We start from the raw sequence: 19,652 nt of genomic DNA on the forward strand, positions 1-19,652 counted from the left end.
ATCGCAAAATATGATGATAATCATGTCAGCACACTCCGCTTCGACAGAAAAAACACCGCATCGCAAAAAACCGAGAAATGGTATATTGATAAAAAACTGGGACGCACCTACAGCTATTCATATACGGTGAATTTCTCAGGATTACATTCAAAACCCTATCATTCAGGTAAAATAGATGTAATTGATAGTCTGGTTCAATATATCAACATGGCACAATGCGGTATTGTCTACGCACAAATTGATTCGTTACTTGATGCACATGCATGGGAAACATTCAGCCAGGTGCTATTGAAAGCCCAATATTCCGATCCAGCGCATGGTGTAGAATTAAAAAGCGATACCCAGGTATTGAATATTTCCACGCAGCCAAAACCCTTTATTTATCCAATAGGCATGAAGCCAGAGAATCCCATTTATTTCACTACCAATTATTATACCCGGGATGGTGGTAATTTCACTTACATCGAACCAGGTATTGAGCCATCCCCACAGTTACCCGGATATGGCAGCACCCGCGCGAATCAGATTCAAATAATGGATGCCTTACCGAGGAAAACGACCTACTCCATATTTTTCATCGCGTCGAAGAAAGATGTACTAATTATCATCTTCGACATGATGGTGAACTATAAGACCTACAAGTTTAAACAGACTCAATCGATTAGTCTGGAAGAAAAAGATCTCGTGGACACCACCACCCGCCGCGACCTTACCTTCGAATTTTTACCCGATGGCACAGATGACATTCCTGAAATCACCTACAGCGGCACCATTATTTACAATGACGAGCGCGATCCCAAGCCAATTGAGGGCAAGGTAACCGGTTCATCGGTCGCGGTGGTGGTGAAGTGTTAATGGCCCGTCATTCTTCTGGTGTAGCGGCGGTCAAACGTGCTGCCTCTGAACCGGCCCTCCCGTTGAGGCGGTGATGAACAGTGTTCATTACTATTGGATAGGCAGAGCATCGGTCATTGCATTGATGACTGATGCTCGGTTGATTGTTTTTTATTCAACATGGACACACCCATGGATAACAGAATAACGGAACAAACTATCGGTTTTATTAATGTAATGCCAGGTAGCCAAGTTTATTATTATAGCGCGTTGGCACCCAGTATTCTGGTGAATGAGCAGACTATTCCCGAAGTGCGTTACCAAATATTCAGGAATAGCGCCACCGCGCAACCGATGACTTACTACGCAATACTCTCATTGCAGACGCAACTGAACAGCAGTATGGCTGCAGCACAGGCAGCGGCTCGGGATAATCCCGATATTCCGCCGGACGCTATCCTGCTCCCCCTACAAATTATTGCCAGCACTGCCACGCTCAGTATTCCACAAGCTATGCCTCAACTGCTGAATCACACCTCGCTGGGGAATAATCAGTTTTGCTATATCATGGCCGCACTGACTGATGCGAATGATATTGAGCGAATCGTCGCGCTGCTTCAGCAACCGGAATCAGCACCGATTGCTGTCAGTTATAAAATCGACTACCTGCAACAGTTACCCCCCTCAACCTTTGAACTTGATGCCCAATGGGATCAGGTATATGAATATCTGAAAATCTCATTCGGTTTTAATGCGCTGATTTTTTCTTTTAATATTGATGATATTTCCGAAACCTTAATCAGTAATAAGCTGGTTACTATCAAGGTAAGAAATACCAATCCCGACCATTACATGAGACAAGCCACGGCTGAATTGAGCACGATTCTGACTTGCGAATTTTTCACCCCAGTATTTGGTCAAATAAAAACGGCTCCCGAGCCCAAATTTGGCTTTCAATTACAAAACATCTCAGTTAAAGATATTGATAAACGGACACTCAGTGCCCGAATCACCGAAACTACGGTAGTGCGGCGATCTCTCTATCCTCAAGCGCTTTTTGCCACATTGGTTAGCCAGAGCCATTATGATGCCATCGACGTCGTAAGCTATCACGAGCTTCAGGATGATTTTTTCTCTTACCGCACCATAAAAGCTCAACTGCTGACATCTGAGTTAGACGAGAATATTCAATTGGTGGCGCTCAATTTGACTTATGGCACCACGCGGTCCCCATTAGTTTTCTCCAGAAATAATATGGCGGCTAAAACGTTCCGTTTTTCAGCCATTATCGACCCTGTAACAAAAAAAATGTCCTGGCCGGTGGAGTATCAATTCACATTATATTTTAACCATCCAGTCGGTGGTGTGATGTTTGTCAGTTCAGCCATCATGAGCACATCCTTAACCGAAATTTTTTTAGACATTGAATCGTTATATAGCCGTTATCATTTCGTTATTGCCACAGAAAAAAAATTCAACTGGGCATGGTATACATCAATATTGGTAAATATCACCTGTACCCATATTGAAAACAAAGAAAACAGTACGTCAAAAAATTTCCACATCACCGAGAAAAAACCGTCAGAAGAATACAGCATCATGCTACCAGATCCTGAATGCTATACTTTTTCGGTAATCAAAGAATATAGCATTAGCGCTAACACTCCCCATATACCAGTAAGGTTAGACCAGCCCACCAGCCAGGATGTCAGCATATCTTCACGACTCTATAAACAAAGAACGCTGAAAATCACCCCAGCTTTTGACTGGGAAAGAATCACACAGGTTCTAGTCAATGTGACTTACTGCTATAACCAATTCGCCATGAACACGTTAAAGGAAGCATTTTATTTCTCTGAAGACCAGTCAGAACCTGCATTATTTAGCGCAGATCAACCCGACCCGACATTACTGTTTATTAATCTCGACATCATGATTATTGATAATTACGGCGATATTGAAAATAAAGAATTCATTACCGATGAAGATCAGATCGATATTACCAACTGACCATGAGGATGTATCATGTTATTATTGAGAGAGAAAACCGCTACGATTAAAAATATCACGTTTTTTTCTGATGATTCAGATGAAAACCAATTTTGGTATTTGCCCGGTGATATTCATATTGCCGTACGTGATGGAAAACCGGTATTTTCATTAATTAAATACACCGGTGATGACACCAACCAACAGGGAGGATACATCAACTTTGAGGTCAATACTGCCGTCGATGAAGGCGAACTCAATACTGCGTTTACCGATTACCTGAATAAACTGAAGATCAAGCCGCAAAATGCCCGTAAAGCGCCAGTACCGTTTAACAACGGTACCGTGAACTTTTTTGTTCTGGATGCACAAAATGCCAATGGCCAGTTGATCAGCGCACAAAGCCCTAGCCTGTTTGGGAATAACACCGCCATTTTAAGTGCCAAACTGACGCCACAACAGGCAGTTATTCTGGAGGCCGCATTTAATCAAGCGCAGGCACCTGCCGCTGTGGCTTACAACCTCACTTATACCGGTATCACCCCGGCATTGAAAGTGGATGTCACCGCAGAATTTGACAGCGTATATAAGGAATTTGGTGCTAAGTTTGGCATTAATATTCCTATTCCGGTCGAGACACCGGCAAGTTTTTGGCTCGGCTTTGACAGCGTGATTAAGAAACTGGAGCAAGATCAAAAACTCGTGATTAAAGTGACCGAAAGTATGCCCGGCGATCAGGCGACCAAAGAAAAAGAGTGGGCATTACAGTTTGTCAAAGAAGAACTACTAAAGATATTTTTCAACGCAACCATTAAACCAAACGCAGAAAGTAATGAGCAGGCAAAATCAGCCAGCGCTTCCATTCTGGAATCATTGATTGGCAGTAAAGATGAAACAGGAAAAGGCGGTCTTTTTCCCTGCGCATCATTGGAATTAAAAGTGGTCAACATTACCGAGCATAAAACCTTATCCTTTAACTACACTTCATCAAAAGCGATTACTCAGGCCGCCGTACCACAAAACTTTATCGGCACCGACACGTTAAAAGCCCAAAAAGATAAACCTTATTTTATTGAAGTAAACGTCAATGATCCGTTCTTTCAGAAAATCGAACTGCAAATCTTCGGCCCTGATGGCTTTGAAGAGTTCGGTATCAAAGCGGCAGCATTTCAAGCCAGCTACAATAACAATGTCTATACCAGTGATGCCTTTACCGAAGACGGTAAAGAATGGCGGAAAAATATTGCCAGAAGCAAAGACAAAAATGAATTACTCGATATTCAAGGCGAGTTTATCTTTAAATCAGCGAGCAGCTCCGGCTGGGAAGGTAACAGCAGCTATCAGTCAAAATTCAAAACCGCTTCTACCACCATCGGTCTCGATCCGAGTAATTTACTCACTTTCAATGAAATTGATATTTTCCTCGACAGCCAGTTCTCCTGGGATAAATACAATCAGGTGCTGGTTGAACTCACTTATCTTGATGACAAAGAACAAAAGAAAACCAAGAGGTTCTCCTTTAATCCCGATAAAACCAAGGCGCAAACCTTCAAGTATCGCTGCCTGACAGAGAAACCCTGGACGGTTCATTATACGATTACCTATCTTGAGGTCGGTGGGCATACCCGGTTGGTCGACGGTACAGATAATCCGCCTGCCATCGTTATTCCGACATGAGCTACGGTAAATAATCATGGTTGAACGCGTTGCGGTGTTACCAGCGGCATTGGACGCCCTGGTAACCACTTTATGCCATCATGTGCCGGATTTAGCAGGCACGCTATTACCCGACATTCACCGTTTTAGCCAGAAACGGATGGCGTCGGGGCTGCTGTCTGCGACATTTAATACCAGTCTATTGGCTTATAACGGTTGTCCACTGGAGTTCACGACATCCAGCATAAAACCGCAAGCTGTGGCTTGCACGTTTGATACTTTTCTCCCGCTATCCACCCAGGCTCGTGATATTGGGGCCTTCAGTGCGGAAAATTACCCATACGCCTCGTCAGACTCATCTGCATCCTGCTTCGCACACATTGCCCGGATACAACGGCCGGATACGCCTACCCAAGCGCTAAAATTTGGCTCATGGTTGGGGCGAAAATATACCGCTGACGGCGTTAAAACCAAGGTTTACTCCGAAGTTCCGCCAAATAATCAAGCATTAATCGCTCTGTATGCCTCCCCGCTAAATCACGCCAATAGCGATTATCCCCTGCATCAGTTAACCGCAGCCGGACTATCGCTGTTGATGATTGGCTATTACCCAGATAACCCTGACACACCAACTGAATATTATTATCAGTGGCACAGCGCAGAAATAACGCTGGCGGACATTGCCAACGTTATGCGGTTATTTGGTACTGAACGTGGGTTTCCTCCGCTGGCCGCGCTGCTCAGGCAGGTATTAGCTAACATGCCTAATCCAGATGAATTCCCCGCCACCACCTATGGTTTCAGCCTGGTCTATAACCATCAACGCCAGTTGGAAAGTTTTAGCCTGTTTACTATGGCGCCGCGCTTTTTAGGCGGCAACGCGCAAGCTGCCCTCAAGATTGGTGAGCTATTGCAGCACGTGGCACAGCCCATGCCGCTGCTACAAGCGTTGCTCAAGGAGAATGTGCCTCTTCAGTTTAATGTCATCGGCTTTACGGTTGACGCACAGGCAAGGTGCGGCGTCAGTTGTACCTTCAGCCCGCAGAACGACCTTTGGCGCGAGGTTGCCCTACCAGACCGTAGCCCGCCGCCGCCGCGCGGCATGTCGCCAGATGCAATCCTCCGACAACAGCAGTCAGAAAACGGGGCATTCCTGTCCAGCGTCAGAACACCCGACGGCCAGTGGCATCTGGATGCCAATGCTTTTGTCACGGCTCAGGTATTAAGGACGCTCGACTACACCGAGCAAACGGCTCCCTATATTGATCGCGCGCTGGATTTTCTCGCTAGTTGTGAAACCCGCCCCGGTCATTTCAGTTTCTGGCCTCGTCACGCTCATCCCTGTTGGATGAACGGCCAGATGATTGACGCCGATATTGATGACACGGCGATAATTACCGAAATGTTATACAAATTTGGCCGTATTTCTCCTGACGCCGTTCGCCTGACGCTGATTGAGATGAATGGCTATCAGCTACAGAAGGTTGATGCCCGACTTACCGAACCGCAGCATCAATGGGCTGAATGTCAAACCTTCCACACTTGGATGAAACAAAATAATGAGATTAGCCAGCTCGACTGCTGTGTTAATACCAATGCGCTCATTTTACTGTATCGTTTTTATGGCGAACAATGCGCAACCCTACCGGCTTATTATCGTATTATCACCATGCTTAATAAAGCCGTCGTCTGGAGCCAAAACGAATATCAGAGAATAACCCAATTAACCCCCTACTACGCTCATCCCGCCGAATGGTTGTCCACACTTGAATATGCCCAAAATATCGGTATCGATACACTATCTGACATTATTACGCCGTTAAAAAAATGGCAGTTTGCCAATGGTGCAGGGGAAATACCACTCTATCGTCGTCACGATGGGCAGTATCTGTGGACCTCATCCTATTTATCAGCGCTGAGGCGTTGTTCTGTTCTCTATGATACGAAGGATACCTATGAACATCTTTCTCAATGATCTGGTCACGCTAAACAAAATTATTCTGGAAAACGCGCAGCAGCAGTTTACCGAAAATGTTAATCTGACCAGAAAATTAAGGGCAACTCTAACGCCATTATCCGATGAATTGATAGCACAGGTCAGTACCGAGAATGTCTCTGGCGAAATACGCTATCAGATTGAAACCATAACAGATGGCATTAGTTGGACGATGGTACTGAGTTTTTTTCTCAACAAAAACATTCAGGAAATGCCTTATGTAGTGCTCAATTTCAATCAGTTTGGCAAATTCAATGAAATGATATTTCAGGACGTGGCACTCAAAGCTGAACGGCAATATCAGGCTCAATTAAAACTAACCCAACTTGAGCAGCGAGATGCGTTATTAAGAGCCTTATCCAACTACGATGCGCAAACCACGCTGGTGATCGCCATCAAATCTGATACCGGCCTGCTGAATACTATTACTGATCCTAAAATATTTTATTTTGCGGAAAATTATTATCCTTATATCTACCGCGGCATTGCGCCACCGAATCCACGTCTTGAATTAATTCTCACACCAATAGAATATCATCAATACTGGTACAACTATTATCAGGATAATATTCGTAAAGATTATCTTTATTATTTACCCGATACGTTTCAACTGGCCAGTAACAGCAATGACAATAATAAACCCATGTTGTCGATCTCCTTTTCTGCACCAGAAGGGGCAACAGAGGTGGCTCAGTTTAATGTGACCTTTGACTATTTCTTGCTACCCAAGGTGGACAGACAACGCATTAGCGACGCCGAAACTACCTTTATCCAATCCCAGCCACAAGGTAAGTTGATCCCTTTTTCCAGTGCGCATAGCCTTAAACTACGGTTGTCATTACCGGCGGGGAAAACCGAAGAAACCAACGCAATAGTAAACCTGCAAAGCGGTATTATTGATTCGTTCACGCTGCCATCGGCGCAGTTTGCAAAAATTTGGGATGCGCTGTTTGATACCACGGCACAGCATCTGTTGCTCAATGGCGAGCTGGAAGTTAAACAGGAAGGCTTTAGCCCTGACAATATCCCGGTACAGCTCAGGATGCCGGTTGCATATAAAAATAATCCCCAGCTGTTTATCGATAATTCCACCCCAGTTGAAATTGTCAAAACGCTGAAGTTTATCAGCAGCCAGGGTGCTTATGATCCCACCGGCCCGAAACCCATAGAACAGATACTAATCAGTATCAACCACCAGACGATAGCACTGAATAGCGAGCAGCCTACCAAAACCTTAGAAGTGAAAGTATCGGCCTTGCAACTCATTCTTAATCCGCAAGAAAAGCTGATCTACCATTATGATGTGCAGATTCATTACCAGGATGGGGCAAGGAAAGAGCTTAGAGATTTAACCTCGACCTTCGAAATTATTTATGTCCCTTGACACTCTCCCAACGACGCTGTGGCATTAAAGTGTCGTTGGGTAATATATTGTGTTTTTATATATAAACTGATGATAGCGGCAGCTATCTAAAAAACCGGCAACGTAACTTTTGCCGATTTCTGACAATGACTGTTTTAATTTGGTCATAAAAAAATCCGGTATGCTGTTAAACAGCATAACCGGACTTTTCGAGTTAACGGCTATTTCATCCGCCCACAATATTTTGTGCTATATCTATCGCAGCTTATTCAACCGTGACTGATTTTGCCAAGTTACGTGGCTGATCCACGTCGGTGCCTTTAATTAGCGCGACATGGTAAGAGAGTAACTGTAGTGGCACGGTATAGAAGATAGGCGCGATAATCTCTTCTACATGTGGTAACTGAATGATTTTCATCCCTTCACTGTCAGTGAAACCGGCATCTTGATCAGCAAACACATACAGCAAACCGCCACGGGCACGCACTTCTTCAATGTTGGATTTCAGTTTTTCCAACAATTCATTATTTGGCGCAACCACGATGACCGGCATATCAGCATCAATCAATGCCAATGGGCCGTGCTTCAACTCACCCGCAGCATAAGCTTCAGCGTGAATATAAGAGATCTCTTTAAGTTTCAGCGCGCCTTCCATCGCAATCGGGTATTGATCACCGCGACCAAGGAACAAGGCATTGTGTTTATCAGAGAAACCTTCAGCCAGCGCTTCAATGGTTTTATCCAGAGACAACATCTGTTCAATACGAGCAGGTAGAGCCTGTAACGCATGAACAATATTCTGCTCCAGACTGGCATCAGCGCCCTTCAGCTTGCCAATACGCCCCACCAGCATCAGTAATACTGTCAACTGAGTGGTAAAGGCTTTCGTTGATGCTACGCCAATCTCAGTACCGGCTTTGGTCATTAACGCTAAATCTGATTCACGCACCAGCGATGAGCCAGCGACGTTACAAATAGCTAGCGACCCCAAATACCCCAACTCTTTTGATAAGCGCAGAGCAGCTAAGGTATCGGCAGTTTCACCTGATTGTGACAAGGTGATCAACAGGCTGTTTGGGCGCACAGCGGATTTGCGGTAACGGAACTCAGACGCAATCTCTACGTCACAAGGCACACCAGCTAATGATTCAAACCAATAACGCGAAACCATGCCTGAGTTATAAGAGGTACCACAGGCAATAATTTGAATATGTTGAACATTTGCCAATAATGCATCCGCTTTAGGGCCAAGTTCAGACAAATCAATTACACCATGATTTAAACGGCCTTCCAGCGTATTTTTAATCGCCATTGGCTGTTCATAAATCTCTTTCTGCATGTAATGGCGGTAAACACCTTTATCACCGGCATCGTACTGCACCTGAGATTCAATTTCAGGGCGCTCAATAGCATTACCCTGCTTATCAAAAATTGCGATGCTACGGCGAGTTACTTCAACCACATCACCTTCTTCCAGGAAGATGAAGCGGCGAGTCACGGGTAATAACGCCAGTTGGTCAGAGGCAATAAAGTTTTCACCTACACCACAACCAATCACTAATGGGCTACCGGAACGCGCAGCCACCAAACGACTTGGGTCACGACTATCCATAACGACAGTGCCGTAAGCGCCACGTAATTGCGGGATAACACGCTTAACCACTTCCAGCAAAGATCCACCTTGCTGTAGCTCCCAGTGCACCAAGTGAGCAATAACTTCAGTATCTGTTTCAGAACTGAAACGGTAGCCACGACCAATCAGTAATTCACGTAAAGGTTCGTGATTCTCAATAATGCCGTTGTGTACCACAGAGATATAGTCAGAAACATGAGGGTGCGCATTGGCTTCCGATGGCTCACCATGGGTAGCCCAACGGGTATGTGCAATCCCGGTGCCACCATGTAAAGCCTGATTTTCGGCAGCATCAGACAGCGCCTGTACTTTACCCACCCGACGTAAACGCGTCATATTACCTTCAGCGTCAACCACTGCTAAACCAGCAGAGTCATAGCCACGGTATTCAAGACGACGTAAACCTTCGATCAGAATCTCAGCGATATCACGTTGCGCTACTGCGCCAACAATTCCACACATCTATTTTATTCCTATGTAAGGTTCTTTTAGAACCTTGTCGATGTCAGTGACCTGATTTTCCGGATTTTCCGGGTTCCCCGAGCCTGTAGAGTTGGGGATTATTATGTTTTGCTCTGTGTTTTCAGCATCAATAGATAAACCAAAAACACAGGGCAAAACATCCCTTCAAAGAATAAACGATATTGAAGGGGCTGTTTTAATATAACCTAAATAATTCGAGTTGCAGGAAGGCAGCAATTGAGCAACAAATTGGTTGTAAACCAATTTGAACAGCGCCTACGCTGGCCCGTAGGGTGAACCTCTAATGAGGCTCATAATCCCCAGAAGCTTACTTATTTTAAGGTCAACGACCAGTAAGTAACTGGGGTGATTGAACGCAGCCAACGCACCATGCAGCTTGAAATATAACGGGTATAGCTTATTTTTTCTTCACCGGACGCTGCCAGCCCTGAACATGGACTTGTTTAACACGGCTAAGCACTAACTCATTTTCCGCAATATCGCGAGTTACGGTAGTTCCCGCAGCGATAGTGGCACCCTTTGCAACAGTGACCGGCGCGACCAATTGAGTATCGGACCCAACAAACACATCATCGCCAATAATAGTTTTAAACTTATTAGCTCCATCATAGTTGCAAGTTATGGTTCCTGCGCCAATATTTACGCCCGAACCAATCTCGGCATCGCCCAAATAGGAAAGATGGCCCGCTTTCGAGCCTTTACCCAAGCGGGTATTTTTGATTTCAACGAAGTTACCAACATGTGCGCCTTCAGCTAATTCAGCACCTGGGCGCAGGCGGGCAAATGGCCCAACAGAGCAGCCAGCATCCAGGCGTGAGTTTTCTAATACGCTGTATGGGCTAATGTCAGAATCATCACCGATCACACAATTTTTCAGTACGCATCCGCTACCAATACGAACCCGATCACCTAAAGTCACATGACCTTCAATGATGACATTGGTATCGATAGTAATATCACGACCATGTGTTAATTCTCCGCGCAAATCAAAGCGCGCGGGATCCAGTAACATCACACCGGCCAATAACAGTTTCTCAGCCTGCTCAGACTGGTATACACGCTCTAGAGCAGCGAGTTGCAGGCGGTTATTTACCCCTTCAACCTCACTCAACCGAGCGGGGTGAACCGCAGCAACCTTCTTACCATCAGCATGTGCCAATGCAATAATATCGGTGATATAAAACTCACCTTGAGCATTATTGTTATCCAGCAGTGATAGCCAGCGCTTTAGATCACGCCCATTAGCAACCAGTATTCCGGTGTTGATTTCATTAATTTCGCGCTGTGCATCACTGGCATCTTTATGCTCAACAATCCCCACCACGTCGCCATTCTCACGCACGATACGGCCATAACCACTTGGGTTATCCAGCTTCACGGTCAACAAGCCAATGCCGCCTTGTGGCTTCGCCGCCAGCAGTCGCTGTAAGGTATCCACAGAGATCAACGGCACATCGCCGTATAGCATCAGCACATCTTCATCGTCAGCAAAGTGCGGTGCGGCTTGTTGCATTGCGTGCCCGGTACCCAACTGTTCAGCTTGTAATACCCAGTTCAAAGAGGGATCGGATAGCGTCTTTTTCAGCAGATCGCCGCCGTGCCCATAAACCAGATGAACGTTTTTTGCACCCAGCTTCATGGCCGCATCAATAACATGCTGAACCATCGGCTTACCTGCCAATGGGTGTAACACCTTAGGAAGGTCGGAATACATGCGTGTTCCCTTACCTGCGGCAAGGATGACTACACTCATTGAGCTGTTAGACATAAGCAACCTGATAACTCCAATTTAATAGACGGAAGTAAACCTGTTTAGCGAAATAATTACTACATATTTCTCAACGAAAAACGTACTCAACCCGCATGGTTAAAGGGTTGTTGCTACTCGTCATGTAACGAAAAAATGGGGCGAAAAGTGTCTGCGATCAGCGACGCTTCCCGTGCTGTTTTTGTCAAAACACATGTACATATTCACGCTATTAACTACTTATTTTACGACAAGAAACAAGAGTTTTCAGAAAGAAACGCTTTGAGTTTAGCTGAGGCTTAACTAAATAGTAGGAAAGCGAATTAAGGGATATAAACAAAAGGCAAGTATCGGTGTTATCTGGTGTATAGGTAAAAAAAAATGCCAATCAGATTTACTGACTGGCATTCTATTTTTTATTTATACCTTCGTACTGGAAGTTGCAGTGGCGTTAGCTTGCTACCTACCTGCAACCCCAATGACCTGAGTATATATAGTAATTTTATAAATCAACGAGTTAACGCAACCCATCAGTATAAAATTACATCGCCTTCCTGGTCAGTTCGATTACGCGTAATTTCGCAATCGCCTTCGCCAATTCAGCGGATGCCTGAGCATAGTCGACGTCGCCGTGGGAGTTGTTGATATGATCTTCGGCTTTACGCTTAGATTCCAGCGCTTTAGCTTCGTCCAGATCAGTTCCGCGAATAGCTGTGTCAGCCAATACGATCACAACGCTCGGTTGCACCTCAAGGATGCCGCCAGAAAGATAAATAAACTCTTCCTCACCGAACTGCTTCACGATACGTATCATGCCAGGCTTAATGGCAGTGAGCAGTGGGGCGTGACCTGGGAAAATCCCAAGTTCGCCTTCACTACCCGTCACCTGAATTTTTTGTACCACGCCAGAGAACATCTTCTTCTCTGCGCTCACAACATCCAGATGGTAAGTCATTGCAGCCATGTCACCCTCCAGTCAACAGCGTTACAGTTTCTTGGCTTTTTCCACTGCTTCTTCAATGGTGCCAACCATGTAGAACGCCTGCTCCGGCAAGTGGTCATAGTCGCCGTTCATGATGCCTTTGAAACCACGAATGGTATCTTTCAGCGAAACGAACTTGCCCGGTGAACCGGTAAAGACTTCTGCCACGAAGAACGGTTGAGACAGGAAGCGCTGAATTTTACGCGCACGGGATACAACCAGTTTGTCATCTTCTGACAACTCGTCCATACCCAAGATTGCGATGATGTCTTTCAGCTCCTGGTAACGTTGCAGAATAGACTGCACGCCACGCGCTACATCGTAGTGCTCCTGACCAACAACCAGCGGATCAAGCTGACGGCTGGTGGAGTCAAGTGGGTCAACCGCAGGGTAAATACCCAAAGAGGCGATTTGACGACTCAAAACGACGGTTGCATCCAAGTGAGCAAAGGTGGTTGCTGGTGATGGGTCAGTCAAGTCATCGGCAGGCACGTAAACGGCCTGAACAGAAGTGATTGAACCCGTCTTGGTGGACGTAATACGTTCCTGCAACACACCCATCTCTTCTGCCAGCGTTGGCTGGTAGCCTACCGCAGATGGCATACGACCCAGCAGTGCGGATACTTCCGTACCGGCCAAGGTATAGCGATAGATGTTATCGATGAACAACAGTACGTCACGACCTTCATCACGGAATTTCTCCGCCATGGTCAGGCCGGTCAGAGCAACGCGCAGACGGTTACCTGGTGGCTCATTCATCTGGCCATATACCAAGGATACTTTGTCCAGAACGTTGGAGTCCGTCATCTCGTGGTAAAAGTCGTTACCCTCACGAGTACGCTCACCCACACCGGCAAATACAGAATAACCTGAGTGCTCGATCGCGATGTTACGAATAAGCTCCATCATGTTTACTGTTTTACCAACACCCGCACCACCAAACAGACCCACTTTACCGCCCTTAGCGAACGGGCAAATCAAGTCCATTACTTTGATACCGGTTTCTAACAAATCTTGTGAGCTGGCAAGCTCTTCGTAAGAAGGCGCTTCACGGTGGATTGCCCAACGCTCTTCTTCACCGATCGGACCTTTCATGTCGATTGGGTCACCCAATACGTTCATGATACGGCCCAGAGTTGATTTACCAACCGGCACTTCAATTGGGTGTTCCAGGTTGATGACTTTCAACCCGCGGCTCAGACCATCGGAAGAGCCCATTGCGATACAACGAACAACACCACCGCCTAGCTGTTGCTGAACTTCCAGCACCAGCTTCTCAGCAGTGCCTTCAACCTCAAGGGCGTTGTACACTTTTGGTACAGCGTCTTGGGGGAATTCGACGTCCACTACGGCGCCGATTACCTGGATAATCTTTCCAGTAGCCATCTTGAATCCTCTACGTAATACGTTTACCCGTCATATTTCAAATTGCTGGGGCGTTGGCTGCTTTTTCTCACCCCAGTTGCTTACTTTATTAGCAAGCGCCAGGGGATTTGCTCAGTTGCCGCCGTTTCGCAATCTGAACTATTTAGGGTAATAACCTGGTTAAACCGCGGAGGCTCCCCCGACGATCTCGGTGAGTTCCTGAGTGATGCTGGCCTGACGAGCCTTGTTGTAAACCAACTGCAGCTCTTTGATCAGACTACCGCCGTTATCGGTGGCGGCTTTCATCGCTACCATTCGCGCGGCCTGCTCGCTGGCCAGGTTTTCAACGACGCCCTGATAAACTTGCGATTCCACATAGCGACGCAGGAGGGTATCCAGCAATGCTTTAGGATCGGGTTCATACAGGTAATCCCAGGATTTCTTCTTCAGCTCACCATCTTCCGCAGGCGGAAGCGGTAGTAGCTGCATGATCCGTGGTTCCTGAGACATCGTATTGATAAACTTGTTATTAACGATATACAGCTTATCCAGACGACCTTCATCATAGGCTTGCAACATCACTTTGACTGGCCCGATAAGCTCTGACAAGGAAGGGTTATCCCCCATGCCAGTAACCTGAGCGACAATCTTGCCACCCACGGAACCAAAGAAAGAAGCTGCTTTTGATCCAATCAGCGCTAAATCACATTCAACGCCTTTTTCAGACCAACCTTTCATCTCAGCCAACAGTCTTTTGAACAGGTTAATGTTCAAACCACCGCACAAGCCACGGTCTGTAGAAACCACCAGATACCCAACGCGCTTAACGTCACGCTCTTCCAGGTACGGATGTTTATATTCCAGATTACCTAACGCAAGGTGACCAATCACACTACGCATAGTTTCTGCATAAGGACGGCTGGCCGCCATGCGTTCCTGCGATTTACGCATTTTGGAGGCGGCGACCATCTCCATGGCTTTGGTGATCTTTTGCGTGTTTTGCACGCTGGCGATCTTGGAACGTATCTCTTTTGCGCCGGCCATTTCTGCTTCTCCTCATTACCAGACGGCCTGCTTTTCTAATGAAAAGCAAGGCCGCATAGCGTTACCAGGACTGGGTTGCCTTAAATGTATCAAGGATGCCTTTCAGCTTGCCCTCGATCTCATCGTTGTACGCGCCAGTTTGGTTGATTTGTTGCAGAAGCTCGGCATGCTCACGGTCAGCAAACGCTAACAGCGCAGCTTCAAAGCTACCTACCTTCGCCAACTCAACATCACCCAGATAACCACGTTCAGCTGCGAACAGAACCAGAGATTGCTGCGCAACAGACATCGGTGCGTATTGTTTCTGTTTCAGAAGCTCGGTCACTTTCTGACCGTGGCTCAGCTGTTTACGTGTTGCATCATCCAAATCGGATGCGAACTGGGAGAACGCAGCAAGTTCACGATACTGTGCCAGAGCAGTACGAATACCACCGGACAGTTTTTTCATGATCTTGGTTTGCGCTGCACCACCCACACGAGATACGGAGATACCTGGGTTAACCGCAGGACGAATACCGGCGTTAAACAGGCTGGATTCCAGGAAGATCTGACCATCGGTAATCGAAATTACGTTAGTCGGAACGAACGCGGAAACGTCCCCTGCTTGAGTTTCAATGATTGGCAATGCGGTCAAAGAACCGGTTTTACCTTTCACTTCACCCTTGGTAAAGGCTTCAACGTAGTCGGCGTTAACACGCGCAGCACGCTCCAGCAAACGGGAGTGGAGGTAGAATACGTCGCCAGGGTAAGCTTCACGACCTGGTGGACGACGGAGCAGCAAGGAGATTTGACGATATGCAACAGCCTGTTTAGACAGGTCATCATAAATAATCAGCGCATCTTCACCGCGGTCGCGGAAATATTCACCCATAGCACAACCGGAGTAAGGTGCCAGGTACTGCAATGCTGCAGATTCTGAGGCGGTAGCTACAACCACAATGGTATTAGCCAAAGCGCCATGCTCTTCCAGTTTACGCACTACGTTAGCAACAGTAGAGGCTTTCTGGCCGATAGCAACATACACACATTTGATGCCGGAATCGCGTTGGTTGATGATCGCATCAATCGCCAAAGCAGTTTTACCTGTCTGACGGTCACCGATGATCAATTCACGCTGGCCACGACCAATTGGGATCATGGCATCCACTGACTTATAGCCCGTCTGAACAGGCTCATCAACGGATTGACGTTCGATAACGCCAGGTGCGATAGCTTCAACAGCTGAGAAGCCGTCGTTTTCTACCGGACCTTTACCATCAATAGGTTCACCCAGAGTATTGACGACGCGACCCAACAGGCCACGACCGACGGGAACTTCCAGGATACGGCCAGTACATTTAACCTTCATGCCTTCGGCAAGATCGGCGTACGGACCCATAACTACAGCACCTACGGAGTCGCGCTCCAGGTTCAGTGCGATTGCGTAACGGTTGCCTGGCAGTGCGATCATCTCGCCCTGCATAACATCGGCTAAGCCGTGTACGCGAATGATCCCGTCACTAACGGAAACAATAGTACCTTCATTGTGAGCTTCGCTCACCACATTGAACTGAGCAATGCGCTGCTTGATCAGTTCGCTGATTTCGGTGGAATTCAGTTGCATATGCTCCAGTCCCCTTAAGACTGCAAGACGTCCGCCAGGCGTTCTAGACGACCGCGAACGCTGCCATCTATCACCATATCGCCTGCACGTATTACTACGCCGGCCATTACGGACTTATCGATTTTGCAATTCAGCTTAACTTTGCGTGATAGACGTTTTTCCATCGCAGCAGCAATTTTAGCTAGCTGTTCGTCTTTCAGTGGGCTCGCAGAGCTCACTTCGACGTCGACGGTCGACTCCAGCGAGGCACGCAGTTGAATAAACTGCTGTAGCACCTCAGGAAGAACCAGTAAACGGCCATTCTCCGCCATAACTCGAATGAAGTTCTGTGCGGGTTCATCGAGCTGATCACCACAGACTGCAATAAACGTCTTAGACATTGTTTCAGGTGCTACAGCACCGGAAAGCAATTCAGCGATCTGTTCATTGCGCGTCACTTGGGCAGTAAACGCTAGCATATCCTGCCAACGATCAACCGCCTGGTGCTCAACAGCAAAGTCAAAAGCTGCTTTGGCGTAGGGGCGAGCTACAGTTACAAATTCAGACATCAGCCCCTCCCTCCTTACAGTTCAGCGACCAGTTTATCAACGATGTCGCTGTTAGCAGCTTCATCCACGGAACGTTCGATGATCTTCTCGGCGCCAGCTATAGCCAACATCGCGACTTGCTTACGCAACTCTTCACGAGCACGCTTACGTTCGGCGTCGATCTCTGCCTGCGCTTGCGCCACGATTTTGTTACGTTCCTGTTCGGCTTCAGTTTTAGCTTCATCAAGGATCTGAGCTTTGCGTTTACTTGCCTGCTCAATGATCACCTGTGCTTCTGCTTTAGCCTTCTTCAGTTGGTCGGTCGCATTGGCTTGCGCTAAGTCCAAATCTTTTTTGGCACGCTCTGCAGAAGAGAGACCGTCAGCAATTTCTTTTTGACGCTTCTCGATGGCAGCCATAATTGGCGGCCATATATACTTCATACAAAACAGGACAAACAGGACAAACGCGATGGCCTGGCCGAGGATTGTTGCGTTAAGATTCACAGCACAATGCCTCTTTAAAAGTTAATAGTTTGGTGTAGTTCACGGTAGAGAAAACTCTACTTACGCGACAGCAAACATCACGTACAGACCCAGACCAACAGCGATCATAGGGATGGCGTCAACCAGACCCATGACGATAAAGAACTGTGTACGCAGCAGAGGAATCAGGTCAGGCTGACGTGCAGCGCCTTCCAAAAATTTACCACCCAGGATGCCGATACCGATCGCAGCACCGATTGCCGCTAAACCCATCATTATAGCGGCAGCCATGTACAGCAGATCCATATTCAGGTTTTCCATGACAGTCTCCAGTTATTTCAGTTAAACGTAGTAATGTTATAAGAAAATCAGTGCTCTTCGGACGCCATCGACAGATAGACAATCGTTAGAACCATGAAGATAAAGGCTTGTAACGTAATAATCAGTATGTGGAAGATAGCCCAAGGTAAACTGAGCATCCACTGTGACCACCACGGCAACAGACCCGCAATAAGGATGAAGATCAACTCACCCGCATACATGTTGCCGAACAGTCGCAAACCGAGTGAAACGGGTTTGGACAGCAGGCTGACACCTTCCAGAATTAAGTTAACTGGAATAAATATCGGGTGATTGAACGGCTGCATCGTGAGTTCTTTTACGAAGCCGCCTACACCTTTCATTTTGATGCTATAGAACAGAATCAGGATGAAGACACCCAATGCCATGGACAAGGTAATACTCACGTCCGCAGTAGGTACCACGCGCAATGCAGGTAACCCAAAGACATGTTCACCGATGTAAGGCAGTAAATCGATTGGCAGTAAGTCCATCATGTTCATCAATAAAACCCAAACAAACACGGTCAGGGCTAATGGTGCTATGACTTTACTTTTGCCGTGGTACATATCCCGCACGCTGTTATCGACAAAACCGATAATTAACTCAACAGCAGTCTGCAATTTGCCAGGCACGCCACTGGTGGCACCTGCCGCAACTTTGCGGAACACAAACAGAAAAGCTAACCCCAGCACGACAGAGAAGAACAAAGAGTCAATGTTCAACGTCCAGAACGTTGCAGGGCCAGGTGAGTGGGGATTGACCAACTCAAAGGTACGCAGGTCCAACTGAAGGTTATTCAGGTGGTGACCTATGTAGTCCCTTGGAGTAGAGATTTCTCCTGATGCAGACATGATGCCTCTTACCCTTTTTGTAGTTAAATACGATAACGGTTAAGTACGGTAGCCGCTAATCACAGCCGGTGCCAATATCTGCACAATCAGCACCGCCAAATAGGTTAAACCGAGTGGCGCAAACGCTGCTTTAAACAGCCCCAAAGCCACAATCAGCAAAATTATCGTTACGATAACTTTTAACCCTTCGCCAATGGCAAACGACCACGCAACACGACCTGGAGCTGCTGTTTTTGCCTGATGGCGGCAAGCAAACAACATAAACATGGCGCTGGGCAACCAAGCCGCCAATCCTCCTGCCAGAGCAGAAGCACTCCATTCCAGGCTTTTAAAGCCAAAAGCAGCACTGAGAACAACAAAAGTCATTAACTGCAAAAACAGCAGCTTTCGTGCGATTTTCCCACTGTAAAGGGATACAGGCATGACGTTTGTTCTCTCCGAACCACACTAAGGGTATGCTGAGTGAGGTATAAAACTGCCTTTTACCCCATTGAGTCAAGCAGCAAAAAACGAGCAAATTATACGGGCCACTCAAACGAATTCAATCGATAAGTAGCGAAAAGGTGAACAATTATTTAAATTTTCTTCTTTCGGACTATTTTCACAAGAAAAGCCTCGGAATAAAGCCCCCATTTAATTGTCTGACGATTCCAACCATTATCAATAAAGCGTGCAACTGATCACAAAACTTAAAACAAACTGATTTATATCCCATAAAGCTTCTGTTTGTCTTTAACGAAAAGAGCCATTAA

The 19,652-nt window shown here is 46.6% G+C and carries 15 protein-coding genes and 1 pseudogene; 5 read left to right on the forward strand and 11 right to left on the reverse strand.

The annotated features are described in order from the left end of the window. From V2A85_RS13365 to V2A85_RS13385, 5 genes and pseudogenes are all read left to right on the forward strand, one after another. Positions 1-855 (forward strand): annotated as a pseudogene (locus V2A85_RS13365) (hypothetical protein); the annotation flags it as partial. A 171-nt stretch (positions 856-1,026) separates the two neighbouring features. Then, on the forward strand, positions 1,027-2,844 hold the full coding sequence (locus tag V2A85_RS13370) for a hypothetical protein (protein ID WP_420071642.1): 1,818 nt from the start codon (positions 1,027-1,029) through the stop codon (positions 2,842-2,844). 15 nt (positions 2,845-2,859) lie between these two features. Next, entirely contained in the window at positions 2,860-4,500 is a 1,641-nt protein-coding gene (locus tag V2A85_RS13375) for a hypothetical protein (protein WP_420071643.1), read from the forward strand. A gap of 16 nt (positions 4,501-4,516) precedes the next feature. Then, on the forward strand, positions 4,517-6,454 hold the full coding sequence (locus V2A85_RS13380) for a hypothetical protein (protein WP_420071644.1): 1,938 nt from the start codon (positions 4,517-4,519) through the stop codon (positions 6,452-6,454). Continuing rightward, the gene (locus tag V2A85_RS13385; protein ID WP_372560179.1) at positions 6,435-7,859 is read left to right on the forward strand and encodes a hypothetical protein; all 1,425 of its coding nucleotides are present in this window, start codon (positions 6,435-6,437) and stop codon (positions 7,857-7,859) included. Before V2A85_RS13380 ends, V2A85_RS13385 begins: the two co-directional genes overlap by 20 nt. Positions 7,860-8,103: 244 nt before the next feature. On the opposite strand, the gene glmS is transcribed toward V2A85_RS13385, so the two are convergent. From glmS to atpI, 11 genes are all read right to left on the reverse strand, one after another. After that, positions 8,104-9,933 carry a glutamine--fructose-6-phosphate transaminase (isomerizing) gene (gene glmS / locus V2A85_RS13390; protein WP_083161582.1) on the reverse strand — a complete coding sequence of 610 codons (1,830 nt, stop codon included), beginning with the start codon at positions 9,931-9,933 and terminating at the stop codon, positions 8,104-8,106. 418 nt (positions 9,934-10,351) lie between these two features. Then, on the reverse strand, positions 10,352-11,722 hold the full coding sequence (gene glmU / locus V2A85_RS13395; RefSeq protein ID WP_420071645.1) for a bifunctional UDP-N-acetylglucosamine diphosphorylase/glucosamine-1-phosphate N-acetyltransferase GlmU: 1,371 nt from the start codon (positions 11,720-11,722) through the stop codon (positions 10,352-10,354). A 520-nt stretch (positions 11,723-12,242) separates the two neighbouring features. Further along, complete coding sequence (locus V2A85_RS13400; RefSeq protein ID WP_004393020.1) at positions 12,243-12,665, reverse strand: F0F1 ATP synthase subunit epsilon; 423 nt, start codon at positions 12,663-12,665, stop codon at positions 12,243-12,245. Between the two features lie 21 nt (positions 12,666-12,686). Beyond that, on the reverse strand, positions 12,687-14,069 hold the full coding sequence (gene atpD / locus V2A85_RS13405) for a F0F1 ATP synthase subunit beta (protein WP_083161584.1): 1,383 nt from the start codon (positions 14,067-14,069) through the stop codon (positions 12,687-12,689). A 159-nt stretch (positions 14,070-14,228) separates the two neighbouring features. Next, a complete protein-coding gene (atpG, locus tag V2A85_RS13410; protein WP_002220756.1) occupies positions 14,229-15,092 on the reverse strand; it encodes a F0F1 ATP synthase subunit gamma in 864 nt (287 codons plus the stop codon). 61 nt (positions 15,093-15,153) lie between these two features. Continuing rightward, the gene (gene atpA, locus V2A85_RS13415; RefSeq protein WP_004703877.1) at positions 15,154-16,695 is read right to left on the reverse strand and encodes a F0F1 ATP synthase subunit alpha; all 1,542 of its coding nucleotides are present in this window, start codon (positions 16,693-16,695) and stop codon (positions 15,154-15,156) included. Positions 16,696-16,709: 14 nt separating this feature from the next. Further along, positions 16,710-17,243, reverse strand: a complete 534-nt coding sequence (atpH, locus tag V2A85_RS13420; protein WP_372560177.1) for a F0F1 ATP synthase subunit delta — start codon at positions 17,241-17,243, stop codon at positions 16,710-16,712. A gap of 14 nt (positions 17,244-17,257) precedes the next feature. Further along, entirely contained in the window at positions 17,258-17,728 is a 471-nt protein-coding gene (atpF, locus tag V2A85_RS13425; RefSeq protein ID WP_005186686.1) for a F0F1 ATP synthase subunit B, read from the reverse strand. Between the two features lie 60 nt (positions 17,729-17,788). Further along, entirely contained in the window at positions 17,789-18,028 is a 240-nt protein-coding gene (gene atpE, locus V2A85_RS13430) for a F0F1 ATP synthase subunit C (RefSeq protein WP_004393045.1), read from the reverse strand. 47 nt (positions 18,029-18,075) lie between these two features. Next, positions 18,076-18,900 (reverse strand): F0F1 ATP synthase subunit A, encoded by an 825-nt coding sequence (gene atpB / locus V2A85_RS13435; protein ID WP_005161179.1) that lies wholly within the window; start codon positions 18,898-18,900, stop codon positions 18,076-18,078. 39 nt (positions 18,901-18,939) lie between these two features. Continuing rightward, positions 18,940-19,323 carry a F0F1 ATP synthase subunit I gene (atpI, locus tag V2A85_RS13440; protein WP_032907978.1) on the reverse strand — a complete coding sequence of 128 codons (384 nt, stop codon included), beginning with the start codon at positions 19,321-19,323 and terminating at the stop codon, positions 18,940-18,942. Positions 19,324-19,652: the final 329 nt, after the last annotated feature.

Origin of the sequence: Yersinia sp. 1252 StPb PI (genome assembly GCF_048593885.1) — a bacterium.
GTDB classification, from domain to species: Bacteria; Pseudomonadota; Gammaproteobacteria; order Enterobacterales; family Enterobacteriaceae; genus Yersinia; species Yersinia enterocolitica_E.